Below are 13,188 nucleotides of genomic sequence, written 5' to 3'. Positions count from 1 at the left end.
AACATAAAAAACGCGAGGTAAAAACATGAGTAAAGATAACGATTTAAATGATTTTGAACAGGCTTTTTCAATGGATGCTCCAATGCCTGATTTCCCTGATTATGAGATTGTGGCCGACAACGTAGCCCCAGCTGCAGCTCCGGTTAAGAAGCCAGAACCTGAACCAGAAGTTAACCTTGAGCATGACATGATGGAAGTAAAAAGCCGTATAGATAGCTTCAAAGACGTGCTCAACATTGGTGACAAGTTCGGTATGAGTGACGAGCAAAGGAAGATGATTAAGAACCAGCTTTCAGAACTGGAACTCACTTACGTTAAGCTACAGAAGACGCTTAACCTTGAAGAGCCAGCTCCTACCGCTTCCCTGATAGAACCTAAGAAACCAGAAGAGGCCAAACCAACCGTTCCGGCTGCTGTTGTCTCCGCTGCTGATAGCATACCAGCTCAAGACTTCACTGATCTGGACAAGTTTACTCAAATGAAGAATGAAGAGGCTAAACATCCTGTTAAGGCTAAGAGTCTTAAAGACCGCATCAAGTCTGTTCGTTCTAACATCCGTGAAGAAGAAGAGGGGGAGATCAAGAAGGATAACAGACCTCAATATGTGAAAGACTTCGAAAAAAATCTCATGCCTGAAACTGAATTGAATGTTAAAACCAACGGCAGAAGCCGATATTTAACTAACGATGAATTAAAAAATCTTTTTGGTGATAACTATCTTCATTCAAGGGATAACATAGAAGAAGGGAAACTTACTTCAAGAACTCACTATTTCGGGGATGGTCTTTTAATTAAAGAAACAGAAGACGCTATAGCTATTCGTGGTAGACGTAAAGCTAATGATATTGCTGTTGATTTGATTGATGTGGCTAAACAAAAAGGATGGAATAGTATTGTTTTAACTAAGGGTAATCCTGTATTTATGGAACAGGCTTATATAAGTGCTATAAAAAATGGTATCAGGGTTGAAGCCACTTCTCTTAAACAAGAAGAAGAATTTCAGATGATACACAAAGCATATGATTTAGATCGCTACATGAAGTTTGGCGAACCAAAAAAAGAAGAGATTAAAAAGGAAGAACTTATGCCTGAGTATCAGGTTAAACGTAGTAGAAGTTTAAAAATGTAAAAAGGGGCGAAAGCCCCCTTTCTTTTGGCAACAAAAAACCCGCCGTAGCGGGTCAACAACAAGAGAGTAAAATTTTCTTAGTGAACCAATCCAACCATGTAAGCAAACATACTTACTGTAAAAGATACAGCTACAAAAAAGACTGCGATAGCCGGAACCCCCATAAAAACACTAAGAGGGTAAATAGCAACATCAGTTGTTTTGTCTCTGATTTTAGTGATTAAATCAGCGATTGGTAAAAGAACTACTTTAACAGATAAAAAAATCATTACTAAACCAACAATAAAAGCTGGGATGTAGTTGAAAGTGCTAAGTAATGTCATCATTTTAAAATCCTCTCTCGTTGTTTGTTGATTAAATAATATCGTACAGTTTTATGGAATTCAAATTATTTTTTAAGTATTTTTTAAAAGGTGGTAGCCACCTTTTATTTATTTCTTTCTTGCTCTTCTTTTGTTTCAAGGAAAGCAACTATTGGTTTATCTTCACTGTTTGTTATAGCTCTAACATCATAGAATGGATTGGGTAAAATGTTATCAATACCTTTTAAAGCATTAAGCTTGTTATCAACTGTTGCGTATTTTAAGCAATAAGCTCTTACTACACATCTAAAATAAACAGCAAATGATAAGAATACGCCCGATCCAAATGACATAAATGATAAAACCTTTGCTGCTGTATCAATTCCGGTATAGATTTTATAACCACCCATTATAGCTACGCCAAGCATAAAAACAAACATCACTAAAGAAGCTATAGAGAAGTTTGTATAATTTTTTTGTCTTAAATTTTCATCAGCGTTCTTTAGACTATACAACTCTTCATAGGATAGTTTCTTATCATTATTCCCTTTAAACCTATTAAAAAGCTCTATATTGGAACGAGCTGTTTCTATAGGAACTTTAACCGTATTAGATGCCGAGTCATATAAATTATTCGCAATCTTTTTTGGATTAACGGTAGTGTATGACTTTAAAATATTTTTAGCAGTGTTTTTTACCTTATCTTCAAATTCTTTATCTTTCATAAATATCTCCTTCTTTGTATGTATATAAATTAATTAACACATAAAATAAACACGTCAATAGAATTGATAAAAAAAAGGTAGCAACTCGCTACCTTTTAGTTAGTTTCAGATAAAAGGATTACTTATTCCTTTGGGTTTAAATCTGTTATAGATTGACCATGATTTCCTTTATCTGCTGTCGTGTTGTTAGTTGGCTCTTGATTATTACCCTTGCCAATATTACCTTCATTACCGCCTTTAGGTTCAATATCTCTTTTCTTCTCACGGTTTCTTGCCATGTTTGACATAGAACTTGCTGTAGCTTGCCCTGCTCTTTCAACAGTATTAGTAGTATTGCTTTTCGCATTACTAAGAGCTTCTTCTGAACCGCCCATTACTTTACCGCTTAATGAAGTTCCTCTTGCGCCTATCCATTCTAAAACAGTGTCGGGAAGAGTAGACATAACTCTTGTAGCGTTCATCGTATTGTTTAAGTTTAAACACATATAAACAGCAATCATTGCTATTGAGTAAGTAATACCCAACCAACCTGAGTCAACAAAACTTGTAGCTATCAAGAACGTTGCGTTTATAAGAGCTGCACCCGCACACATCATTACGAATGAAGCAACGAAACCGAAGATAGCCAAAGCTGGTTTAAGTGTTAACACCAGTGTAAGCATGTAGCCCTGTCCTTGTTTACCGACAACATCATCAGCGTCAGGCGCTAAGTGAGCTAATACCCACATGGGTGAGGCAACATAGGCTTCTATACACGTAGCCATGTATGACAACACAATCCCCATCCAGATGATATACGGTATCATGGGGATGACGTAAGCAAGCATGATGCCGTTTATCAAGCCTACGATCATCAAGAACGAGAAGAAAGGCCCGATCACTGTTCCTGCAGCTATCAACACATCAGATAGTTTTGGTATCAATGCTAACAATGCAACAGAGCTTGCGCTTATACCCATTGCCGCTACGCCGTTAAGAACGTGATTACCAACATTTACTTGTTGTGTAATGGATAGCAACTGATCTACTTTACCATCACCCATAAACCAACCACCGTTTGAATTTGCTCCTCTTAATAGACTTGTAAATAATGAACTATCTTCACCCGCGATATTAGTAGTGTCAGCATTAAGTTTATCAGAGCGATTAACAATATTTTTAACTTTCTCAAAACGAGGGCCAAATCTATCAGCTAAATAATTTAAACGTTCAGCAGCCTGACCGGAGGAAGCTGGAATACTATTCATAGCTGCGTTAGTTCCATTTATAGACTGAACGATTTTCATGTAATAAGCGCCGAAGAAAGCCCACCCTTTTTCTGTTATATCAGCAATTGAATCAACTTTAATTGCTTGAGCCATTGCTAATTTACCTGCGTCATTCATTGATTTTTTATAAGCTGCCGTCATTTCTTCAATTTTATCATTAATAGGTTTTGGATTTGCTGGATCAGCTTTAACTAAAGTATCTGAGTAAGCGATAGCATCTAAAACCATTTTGTTGAGTGCCTTAGCCTGAGCTTGTTGAACCGCATTTTGAATTGACGAAACATCAACTAATGGTTTATATCCAGATCCAGACGCAAGAGCATTTTGTTGTTCACCAGAGTTTGATACATCTAATCTAAGAAAACCGCACATTTGAGATTTATCACCTGTATTCCAGTCATCTTTTAAACCACCAAAGTTATAGCCGATTACTCTTTTTCCATCGCTTTTTGCTTCAAAGTTCTGAACACTAAAATATTGAATATTACCTCTAAAATATTTAGATGATTGAGCTAATTCTCTTGCTGTTTCTTCATTATATATTTGAACGCACGCAGCACCCAAAAGCGTATCTTTAGCAAGTTTTCTTATCTCAAGATTAGAACTTACACTTGAATAATCAAAGAATATAGTTATACAGGCAATAGCGAGAGGTATCATTGTTCCTGCTAAACCAACCCCAGCTTTTATAAATGAGTAAATCACCATGTGAATCGCACAAAAACCAGTTGGCATAGGAAGAAGCATAGCCGTTCCTAAAGCTGTTCTGATGGGAAGCCACATAGAAGACCATTTTTTTCCTAACATTTCTCCATCATGTGCTGTTGCCATTGTTCCACTAATCAAAACATAAGCCGCTAATACTCCACCCAATACTAAAAGAAAATGAAGAAACAATGCCATTATTCCAGAGAAAACACCAATAGCCTCTGGATTAAGGTATTTGTCTACAAAGTTATTCATAAACCAGTCTGTTGATAAGGGAGTTAACCAATCCATTGATAAAGTATCAGCACTCGCATTTGTCGCATACAATAGCATTGCCATTATAAGCAATATTTTTTTAATCATAAAATATCTCCATGTAATTTATATAAAAGTTTTCCTGATGTTTTTATTATTTTTATTAAACGTCATTATTTAATAAATAATATATTTTAAAAGATTGTCAATAGGTAGCGGTTTGCTTGACAATATTAAATTTAAATTATATTTAATTATATATAGAAAGGAGGTGTTAAAAAAAATGGGTAATACAAAAGAATACGTAATTCATCCTTTTGTGGCGGGTGAATGTTCGATAGATAAGTTTGAGTCAGAAGAAATAGCAGTAATTGATATAATAACAAGAGAAGAGATAGTGTATTGCGATCCCGGATGTTATTTGATTAGTAGATCGCTATTAAACACATTAATAGAAAGTAATGTTAATTGTGTGAACATCATTAAACATGAAGATTTAAAAATAAAGTTTAGTGTTAAACACAATATGGAACATCCGAATAAGAGCATACCTAAATGGTATAGACTGATACCATTCAAAAAAGGAGAGGAAAGCAAAGAAATATATTTAAATGAAAACAATGATCTTATTGTGAATGAAAGAATACTCAACCTATTAAAAAAGCATAGAGTAAAAAGGCTAAAAATAGAAGAGTATGAAGATGAACATGAAGCAAAGATAATAGAAGAAGAAAAGGCTAAACCAGTATTCATAACAGAGAAAAATAACACAATGAAGCAAATCATCATTTTTATTGTGATAATGTCTGTTGTCGCTTATTGGTTCTTTAACTAAATGGAGAAAACAATGAGTGAAACGAACTGGTTAGAAATAGAGAGTAAAAATCATATAAAAGTGATTAATGATACAAAAATAAACAAGCAAGATGAAAAGATAGCTATACGTGTTGAGCGTAGTTTATTACGAAAGATAAAGGATATAAGTATGGGGAGCATTTCATATGCTGTTTGTTCTTTAGCTGATTACGCTCTTAATGATGTGATAAAGAATAAAAAACATCTTGTTCTCAAGAGAGAGAAAACAGGCAATGTGTCTTATCAGTTGAGAGATTACATTGATAGCGACACAAACCATATATCTATCACTTGTGAGCGTAGCGATATAAGCACAGACCTTACGAGAACAACAATTTGGGCTTACGAAAACTTTATACAACGAATAAAAGCAAATACAAACTCATACTATACGATAGCTGTTATCGGTCTTGTTAAATATGGAATGGATTTGCTGGATAGCAAAAACAAAACATTGATGATTACAAAAAAGGAGAAACAATATGAAATCATGTGATACCAATAAAAAACTACTACTGGATCTTTTGGCGTTCATAGCTTTTGATATGCTGGATGAGAAATACAACAACAATAAGTTAATCATAACAAACAGAGCTAAAAAATATTTAGACAATAACTACAGTGGTAGATTTGATTACATAATGAATTTAAAACATGGAGCTATCGCCTCAACATTCATGAAAGAGGGTGTGGAGGGTCATATTTTCGCTTACAGTGATAAAGATGAAGATATTGAGGATTTATTTGATTATGTTGTCAGAGATAAGTTAAGGGCTTATATAGATAACACAAAATACAATCAGGAAGAGCTAACTAAAGAGATTGAAATTTTAGCTAAAGAGTTTCATAATGGTTATATGAAAAACTATTCATTCTTAAATCAAATATTATTGTATGTATGCGGTTGCTATAAAATAAAACCTCGCCTTGAGAAACCTATCATGATTGCTTTATAAAACATTTTGTTATTTAAAATGCTGTATGTTAGATTACCCCTTTACTGTATGGTTAAGGGGTTTAACATGAGCGATCTTTCTCACTTATCAAACATCCGTTCTCTGCGTAAAATCGCTAATGAAATTGGTGATGAAGAGTTCTTAGTGTTCGCTGAAAAGGTTGAAGCTGTAAAGGAAGAGATCAACAAGCGCATTGAAGAAGAGAAGCAAAAGCAGCTACTGGTTGAAGACAAGCTTAAAGCTACTACTGAACTACTCCAGTCAGAAGGCTTTGAAGTGAGCTTAGACAGCGTGAGAGCGTTCCTGTTAGGCCAAGAGCTTCCTGCACCGGGTAAGGGCGCTAAGGGCGTTAAACGTGGTTCTGTAGAGCCTAAGTATGCTTATACAAACGCAGATGGTGAAGAGGTCTTATGGTCTGGTCGTGGTCGTCCACCAAAACCTATTGAAGAAGCCATCAAAGGCGGGGCTAAAAAAGACGATTTCCTGATCAAAAAAGACTAATAACAACGGTCAATACCAGAGAAAACCAAGCCCCTATTCAGGGGCTTTTATTTGGATTAACTTTTCTTAAAAAAACTTTCTTTTAGCAATTTTATACTCATCCCTTTATAGATCTGACCTCTATTTGCTACTTTCATCATAAGAATATTGTCAATAACTAACGTAGCCATTATTACAGAGTAAATCAAGTTGGCGGTAAAGCTTGTATCATTCCAAAATATAAATGCTATTACGAGAAAAGCAAATATCCTAACTAAAAAATTATCCTTCATTAACCACCTCTCTTTTTATCTCTTTGTTTATTTTGTAAGACTCATATAACAGCTTTAACGAAATCAGATTAAAAACAATACCTATTACACCATATCTTGATATGTCTGTTGTTTCGAAAAACAGGTAAAATGAATATCCCGTAAATATCATTGCTACAACTATATAAAACCACGCTTCTAAAACTTTATTTCTCATAATCCCACCTCTTATTTATCGTAAAAGTAAACTGTAATTGGTTTGTCTGAATATCCATCTTCACCATTAGCGCAAGCCGATGTTGTAGTAGCCATATTTAGCTCTAAACCATTTTCTATATTTTTAACTTCTGTAGATCCAACAACTATTTTAAAATAACTTGCTCCGGCTTGTGAAACGAACTTAGGGCAAGCATCTACAGATACGTTCTCAAACCCAATATAAAAGCTTCCATCGTAGTAGGGTTCTATTAAGACGTTCGCGCCCCAACTATCCCAGATTAAACCATCATCAACTATGTCTTCTGGAACTATCTTAGACTTGATAACTGCGTCAACTGATAAACCTGTGAAGTCGGCTTGTCCAGCATACAGATTTTTAATACCAGCATTTAATGTGCCTAATATTTTTATATCACTGTCAATTTTTTGACCTGAGCTAACTTTAGGGTAAACCATAAAAACCGCTACTATGATTGCTGCTATAACACCAAAAACCAACAACAACTCTAACAATGAAAATCCTTTCTTTCTTTTCTTACTTAATATGTGTGTCATAAATAACCTTCCTTTTTAAATGATGGATGTAAACATAACAGTTGAGCTTTCTTGTGATGCGCAAGCGGCTGTAGCTTTGGTTATGTCTATTCCATACCCTTCTTCTAAGTTCTTAACATCAGTGCTCCCGTTGTCGTTGTATACAGTGATACTCACAAAATTACCTGAAACCGCTGTAATGAGTTTTGCGCAAGCATCAGGGGGAACGGCATCATACATAATGTTGTATTTACCGTGATTGCCGCTGTATTCAACGCTTACATTGCCTTTCCACTCATTCACTAACTTACCGTCCAAGATCATGTTGTCAGGGGCGTTCTTAGACGCAATGAAGCTATCAGTATTCAATGATGAGATCTTAGCTCTGCCGCCGTAGAGTGATTTCACTCCCGCTTGAATAGCTGTTATGTTTCTGCTCTCTTTATCTATCTTTTGTGAAGCCTGAACTTTTGGAAAAACTATAAAAGCGGCTATTATTATTCCAGCTATAACACCTAACGTTAAAAGCAATTCTAATAGTGAAAACCCTTTTTTACTTTTCCTGTCTTTTAATAATATAAAACTATTTATCATAATCATTCTCCTTTGTCGTTTCGTTCAATTTCATTTTCTTCTTTTGATTTGATATTCTTATCCTTTTCAAAAATATTCATAATGTTGTATTTTTGACGAAACATCCAAGGTAATAAAGCTCCTGCCATATAAAAACCAACTCCATATGAATAGTATATAAACATTTTATCAGCGACTTCTTTGTTTATGCCCAACTCATTTTTTAAGAGAATGGTTGTCGAGCAATACAGCATAACAAAAACCCCAAACCTAATAACGAACATAGAGAAATCTTTTAATAATTTACCTCTTTTACTATCATCATCTGAATACTCTTTTAATATTCTTTTTATTTTATCTATCATATGCCACCTCTCTTTTTTGTCTGTTTTGATTTTCATAAATAACACCACCTTCTTTAAGAAACTCATCAATAAAATCTGACCATGTTTCTATTTCTTTTTCTCTTGTTTCTGTTCCCATACTCACCTCTCTTTTGTTAAATACTCCAATATATATCTGCTTTAAAATGCTCTGCTGGCTCGTTCACATAAGCCTTAAACGGTATAACAGCAAGAGCTTGATTGATGTAGCCAGTTCTTTGATATGATGCTCTAATCTGATTGAAACCATGCTTAATATGGGCTGGTATAATCTTTCGTGCTTCAAGTCTGTCTATTAATGCTATTATCGCTTCTAATCTGTTATCCTTTATTAAAAATGCGCTTGATATAAACTCACTTCCGTTATGTAAACCTAATCTTTTTAAATCTCTTATTATGTCTTTTTTCATTTATACCCCCTCAGATACATATTACCCAAATAAAATACTCATTGTTATAAGTGCGCCAAGCATTGGTATTAGTCCATAGATAGAAGCCGGAGGAATAAAAAATGCCATACCCATCATAATCACACCTGCTATAAATTTTTTACCATCTGTCTTTAATAATTTATGGATAACACCCATTATTATCGGTATTAATCCTGACATTGTTATTACCATGCCTGTAAATATAATAAAAAAAATATTCACCCCCATATCAGTCATGCTAATTTCCTCTATGAGTTTTTCAGGAAGCAATAAAAGTGTTGAAAAGGAAACTGAACTTATAAACAATCCCAATATCACACGAAATAAATCGTTTTCAATGTATTTTTCTTGAACTTCCTTTAAGTATGTTTTTGTTTTTTTTATCATAATAATTCTCCTTTATTTGTGTATAATCAATTAATACTATATTTAAAATGTTAGTCAAATAAATGTATACTTTTATTTTAAATATCAGATGAGCGGATTAGTTAAACCATTTTTTAAGGTATTATTTTTTTAAATATATTGATCCAGAAATCAATTGGGCTAACCATTATACGATTATTACCTACTGCCGTTCTCACGCGGTTATATTTTGAAGGCGAAAATGTGAGTGCCTTTATAATTACTGGGGTGTTTCTTTCTAATTCCTCTTCTTTTGCTTTGTTTTTACTTAACCAAACAACACCAAGATTAACTCTATCGTCAGACCATTTCTGTATTTTCGTAATTAAACCTAACTTATCAGATTTGATTTTGTTTTTACATATTTCATCTGTATATAAACATTCTTCATCATTCAGTTGTATTCTTTTGCTTTCTAAAGAAAGACTAATAAAATCAATGTTGGATTTTTTTATGGCTGAAGCATATTGTTCATCATCAAAATCTAAATCAAGGAAGTATCTATTATTCTTTAATATATTTTCATAGTTATTTTCATTAACAACATCATAAGTTATTTGATTGTCATATCTTCTCTCTGATAAAGTTTCAATAAAAAGAGGTATTAAAAAAATAAGTAAAAACAGAAGAAAAGCTATAACTGTTTTACATCCTACTTCTGTTTCTTCCCCAACCTCTGACTCCATTTTTTTTTGTTGAACGTTAATGCTTAAATCTTTCTTAATGCCTTTGTTTTTAATGTTTTTTTTGTTCTTACTCATAATAATTCTCCTTTATTTGTGTATAATCAATTAATACTATATTTAAAATGTTAGTCAAATAAATATATACTTTTATTTTAAATGTCAGACGAGCGGATTAGTTAAACCATATCTATTTAAAAATAAAAGCCCGGAAGGTTCTTCTTAAATTTGACAATAACAAATTAAAGCGTTATAAAATATAAGTAAGCATGGGTTTCATAGGGTTCCTCATCTTATAAGATGTTCAATTTGATAAGTTATATATTGTAGATTGGTCGTCCGGGTATATAACAACGATTAAAACATGGGGTTTAGGCTCCATGTTTTTTTTGTGTCTACCTATCCCGCCTGTCTGATAACTTAATTATTAAAAATCAATCTATCCGAATAACCAACCCTCAGTTCATTAAATAAGAGTTCATTTTTGTTATAGCATTCTGATAATCCTGAGACACCTAATTGTTGCTTTCTTTCCATACAGTTATCTATATTCCTGTTTATAATAATTAGCTTTGATTTTTGATCTTCTGTTAATGATTTTATTATTGGTATTGGTGTATCATAAAGCATGATATTCATAACATCAGTTTGTAGGTTATATAAACTAATTTCTTCGGTGCTCATTTTGTTTTCGGTGCTTTCAATAAAATATACCAAAACCAATGCCAGTATTAACATTATAAGCACTTCAAGTAGTTCATTATAGGAATCATCATCTTTTTTTGTTTTAACAACTTTATTTTTCATATTAATCTCCTGATAAGGGGTTTCCCCCTTATGCTGCTTGTCTTTCGTTAATAGTTGTCATGAATGCTTTAGCGTGAGCTGAGTAGCCTCTCCAATTGTGGTGTATGTCTGCCCCGGCTTCGATTAGAACGGTCATAACAGCCTCATCACGTCTTATGTAAGCCATTTGAAGAGCTGTAGTGTTGTCTACGTGGGATTTGAAGTTAACTCTTGCTCCAGCCTTTATAAGCAAACTTGCTTTTGATCTGTCTGCTCTGAAAATCGCTGTCATACCAACATTGTTTCTATGATTGACATTAGCCCCTTTGTTTAAAAGAAGATTTGAAGTCATATAATCAGAGAAGAACAACGCTGTATTGCCGTCTTTATCTTTAGCATTTATATTGATGCCAGCATTTATTAAAGCTTCTGCTTTAAGGTAGTCAGCACCAAACAAAGCTGTTTTACCTTCATCGTTTATAAAGTTTAAGTTAATATCAGGATGAGTTATCAATACTCTTTTCACTAAATCAATATCATTGCTGAATAAAAGTTTTTCAATTCTGTTTTCTTTTGTGTTTGTAAATGCTTTTACTTTGTTTAAAATAACACTCATGTTAATCACCTTTTCCTTTTCTATTGTGTATATTAAATAGATAACATATCTAACCCAATTGTAAATAATAAAAGGAATGTATTTTAATAAAACAGGACGGACGGATAACCTATACTACTTTTTTGAAATATTTTCTCAATTAAAGTTGACTTATATATAATAAGTGCTAATTAATATATAAGAGACAAGCAATCTTGTCCTTTATATAAAAGTTTTTATGTTTATGATGCTTCACCTTTCTATGTGTGTGTATATGACTAAAGCCCTCTCACCGGGGCTTTTTTCTTTTCTATTATCCTTCCAGTTAAATTAATAATCATTTAAATATAGAGTGTTTTACTTACACCGCTTATCTGATAGTTAAAATAAAAGTATATATTTATTTGACTATTATTTTAAAAGTGTTATTAATTATATATAACAGAAAAACAAAAGGAGATATGTTATGAATACAAACACTTTAAATACAGTTTACAACTCAATGATAAATACTATGAATATGGTTGAGTTTGATTTAGATAGCGGATTTATTTTGTGCCAGAATGAAGATTATGATTATACTGAAATAGGAAGAACTTATTACAGCAGAAATGGGAATCCAACATTCTATTTGATACATGATAATGAAACTCACTTTTTAATCAAAAAAAATAACACAATTTACAAGAGAGTCAAAAAAGAAAATATTTCAGAGGTTATTCCAGCATTGTTAGAGCTTCTAAAAAAAGATGGTCATCAAATAACAATGAAACACTAACCCTTACAGCCCCTTCGGGGGCTTTTATTGTTTTGGTATATTTATTTTTGATTTTTATTTTAAATATGCTATTAATTGAACTGGTAAATAAATAAAGGTGATTATATGAAAAAAACAAAAACATTATTTGAGCAATTAAAAGATAGAGCTAATCAGCTTTCGGCGGGTGAAGCAATAATAGTGCTTGACGAAATAAATAAAAAAGAAGGGTTTGAAAATGCTGTTATCTTTCTCAACAGTAGAATGAAACATATTAGAAAGGCAATTCTTAAAGACACGTTCACACTACAGGGGTGTAGGAACGTCAATCATAAGCTGGCAAACGAGCTTATCGCTACAGTTCAAAAGGAACAGTTATCAGCCATCATACAGGCCACAACAACCAACAATGAAGCTACCACCAGAAAGCGTATGTAAGACTGAAAGAGAAGAGGACGGGTTTAGTGTTCTCTTCTCTCTGGTTGTTCACTCACTTCATTACCTTGCCAGCTTTCACCAACGCTTTGAGTTCAGTCTCTGATAACAGCGCATTGTGAGTAAGAGCTGAGTATACGTTTCCTACCTTCCAGATCTCCGGCTGTTCAGTAGCTTTAAGCACCACGACAGGCTCACAGTCTTCACCTTTCTCATAAACCCATATAGCGGGGTGGTTAACGCCGTTCTCGTCCTCATACTCCTTTAAATCAGTATCAAAATGCTTGTTCAGTAGAGTGATCAGTTTCATAGTAGTTTCCAGTTTTGTTAGTCAGGTCAAGTTAGTCAGAACAGGATACGTGGTTACGTTGTCACTATCAAGTATATATTAATATATATTAGTATATATTAGGTTAAATCATAGTTATGTGAAAGGT

General features: G+C 33.4%; 21 protein-coding genes. 7 read left to right on the top strand and 14 right to left on the bottom strand.

The genetic code is table 11. The features are described from left to right. Positions 1-25 precede the first annotated feature (25 nt). The gene (locus WFM46_RS13655) at positions 26-1,129 is read left to right on the top strand and encodes an LPD7 domain-containing protein (RefSeq protein WP_169515968.1); all 1,104 of its coding nucleotides are present in this window, start codon (positions 26-28) and stop codon (positions 1,127-1,129) included. A gap of 77 nt (positions 1,130-1,206) precedes the next feature. Here WFM46_RS13655 and WFM46_RS13650 read toward each other — a convergent pair whose 3' ends face one another. From WFM46_RS13650 to WFM46_RS13640, 3 genes are all read right to left on the bottom strand, one after another. Then, positions 1,207-1,455 (bottom strand): hypothetical protein, encoded by a 249-nt coding sequence (locus WFM46_RS13650; protein ID WP_050849804.1) that lies wholly within the window; start codon positions 1,453-1,455, stop codon positions 1,207-1,209. A 101-nt stretch (positions 1,456-1,556) separates the two neighbouring features. Beyond that, positions 1,557-2,156: a hypothetical protein gene (locus WFM46_RS13645; protein WP_050849805.1), complete on the bottom strand. Its 600-nt coding sequence runs from the start codon at positions 2,154-2,156 to the stop codon at positions 1,557-1,559. A gap of 122 nt (positions 2,157-2,278) precedes the next feature. Continuing rightward, positions 2,279-4,495: a DotA/TraY family protein gene (locus WFM46_RS13640; protein WP_045892648.1), complete on the bottom strand. Its 2,217-nt coding sequence runs from the start codon at positions 4,493-4,495 to the stop codon at positions 2,279-2,281. A gap of 175 nt (positions 4,496-4,670) precedes the next feature. Here WFM46_RS13640 and WFM46_RS13635 point away from each other — a divergent pair, with 175 nt between their 5' ends. The 4 genes from WFM46_RS13635 to WFM46_RS13620 all read left to right on the top strand — a co-directional run bounded on the left by WFM46_RS13635 (position 4,671) and on the right by WFM46_RS13620 (position 6,699). Continuing rightward, positions 4,671-5,222, top strand: coding sequence for a hypothetical protein (locus tag WFM46_RS13635; protein ID WP_336997819.1), 552 nt, complete (start codon positions 4,671-4,673; stop codon positions 5,220-5,222). A gap of 12 nt (positions 5,223-5,234) precedes the next feature. Then, the gene (locus WFM46_RS13630) at positions 5,235-5,738 is read left to right on the top strand and encodes a hypothetical protein (RefSeq protein WP_336997818.1); all 504 of its coding nucleotides are present in this window, start codon (positions 5,235-5,237) and stop codon (positions 5,736-5,738) included. Beyond that, positions 5,725-6,198: a hypothetical protein gene (locus tag WFM46_RS13625; protein WP_032625042.1), complete on the top strand. Its 474-nt coding sequence runs from the start codon at positions 5,725-5,727 to the stop codon at positions 6,196-6,198. The genes WFM46_RS13630 and WFM46_RS13625 overlap by 14 nt, the downstream gene beginning before the upstream one ends. A gap of 66 nt (positions 6,199-6,264) precedes the next feature. Continuing rightward, positions 6,265-6,699: an H-NS family nucleoid-associated regulatory protein gene (locus tag WFM46_RS13620; RefSeq protein WP_032625041.1), complete on the top strand. Its 435-nt coding sequence runs from the start codon at positions 6,265-6,267 to the stop codon at positions 6,697-6,699. A 261-nt stretch (positions 6,700-6,960) separates the two neighbouring features. Here the strand turns inward: WFM46_RS13620 and WFM46_RS13615 are convergent, their stop codons facing one another. The 10 genes from WFM46_RS13615 to WFM46_RS13570 all read right to left on the bottom strand — a co-directional run bounded on the left by WFM46_RS13615 (position 6,961) and on the right by WFM46_RS13570 (position 11,580). Beyond that, positions 6,961-7,167: a hypothetical protein gene (locus WFM46_RS13615; RefSeq protein WP_058655666.1), complete on the bottom strand. Its 207-nt coding sequence runs from the start codon at positions 7,165-7,167 to the stop codon at positions 6,961-6,963. A gap of 11 nt (positions 7,168-7,178) precedes the next feature. Next, entirely contained in the window at positions 7,179-7,724 is a 546-nt protein-coding gene (locus WFM46_RS13610; protein ID WP_045892643.1) for a type 4 pilus major pilin, read from the bottom strand. 15 nt (positions 7,725-7,739) lie between these two features. Continuing rightward, positions 7,740-8,297 (bottom strand): type 4 pilus major pilin, encoded by a 558-nt coding sequence (locus WFM46_RS13605; protein WP_050595073.1) that lies wholly within the window; start codon positions 8,295-8,297, stop codon positions 7,740-7,742. Positions 8,298-8,299: 2 nt separating this feature from the next. Then, a complete protein-coding gene (locus tag WFM46_RS13600; RefSeq protein WP_336997817.1) occupies positions 8,300-8,677 on the bottom strand; it encodes a hypothetical protein in 378 nt (125 codons plus the stop codon). Beyond that, positions 8,631-8,759, bottom strand: coding sequence for a hypothetical protein (locus WFM46_RS13595; protein ID WP_258550756.1), 129 nt, complete (start codon positions 8,757-8,759; stop codon positions 8,631-8,633). Before WFM46_RS13595 ends, WFM46_RS13600 begins: the two co-directional genes overlap by 47 nt. Before the next feature lie 16 nt (positions 8,760-8,775). Then, on the bottom strand, positions 8,776-9,069 hold the full coding sequence (locus tag WFM46_RS13590; protein WP_032650636.1) for a hypothetical protein: 294 nt from the start codon (positions 9,067-9,069) through the stop codon (positions 8,776-8,778). A gap of 21 nt (positions 9,070-9,090) precedes the next feature. Beyond that, positions 9,091-9,477, bottom strand: a complete 387-nt coding sequence (locus tag WFM46_RS13585; protein WP_032650634.1) for a hypothetical protein — start codon at positions 9,475-9,477, stop codon at positions 9,091-9,093. 113 nt (positions 9,478-9,590) lie between these two features. After that, positions 9,591-10,256 carry a hypothetical protein gene (locus WFM46_RS13580; protein WP_336997816.1) on the bottom strand — a complete coding sequence of 222 codons (666 nt, stop codon included), beginning with the start codon at positions 10,254-10,256 and terminating at the stop codon, positions 9,591-9,593. 342 nt (positions 10,257-10,598) lie between these two features. Next, entirely contained in the window at positions 10,599-10,985 is a 387-nt protein-coding gene (locus WFM46_RS13575; protein ID WP_336997815.1) for a hypothetical protein, read from the bottom strand. A gap of 28 nt (positions 10,986-11,013) precedes the next feature. Further along, positions 11,014-11,580 carry an ankyrin repeat domain-containing protein gene (locus WFM46_RS13570; protein ID WP_336997814.1) on the bottom strand — a complete coding sequence of 189 codons (567 nt, stop codon included), beginning with the start codon at positions 11,578-11,580 and terminating at the stop codon, positions 11,014-11,016. Positions 11,581-12,025: 445 nt separating this feature from the next. Here WFM46_RS13570 and WFM46_RS13565 point away from each other — a divergent pair, with 445 nt between their 5' ends. Then, a complete protein-coding gene (locus WFM46_RS13565; protein ID WP_048980676.1) occupies positions 12,026-12,337 on the top strand; it encodes a hypothetical protein in 312 nt (103 codons plus the stop codon). A 105-nt stretch (positions 12,338-12,442) separates the two neighbouring features. Continuing rightward, entirely contained in the window at positions 12,443-12,754 is a 312-nt protein-coding gene (locus WFM46_RS13560) for a hypothetical protein (RefSeq protein WP_045892630.1), read from the top strand. A 52-nt stretch (positions 12,755-12,806) separates the two neighbouring features. Here WFM46_RS13560 and WFM46_RS13555 read toward each other — a convergent pair whose 3' ends face one another. Further along, positions 12,807-13,061 carry a hypothetical protein gene (locus WFM46_RS13555; protein WP_032625020.1) on the bottom strand — a complete coding sequence of 85 codons (255 nt, stop codon included), beginning with the start codon at positions 13,059-13,061 and terminating at the stop codon, positions 12,807-12,809. Positions 13,062-13,188 lie beyond the last annotated feature (127 nt).

Source organism: Leclercia sp. M50, from assembly GCF_037150775.1.
Lineage (GTDB): Bacteria > Pseudomonadota > Gammaproteobacteria > Enterobacterales > Enterobacteriaceae > Enterobacter.
The sequence above is the reverse complement of the archived record's forward strand: the minus strand, read 5'-3'. Positions and strand labels throughout refer to the sequence as shown.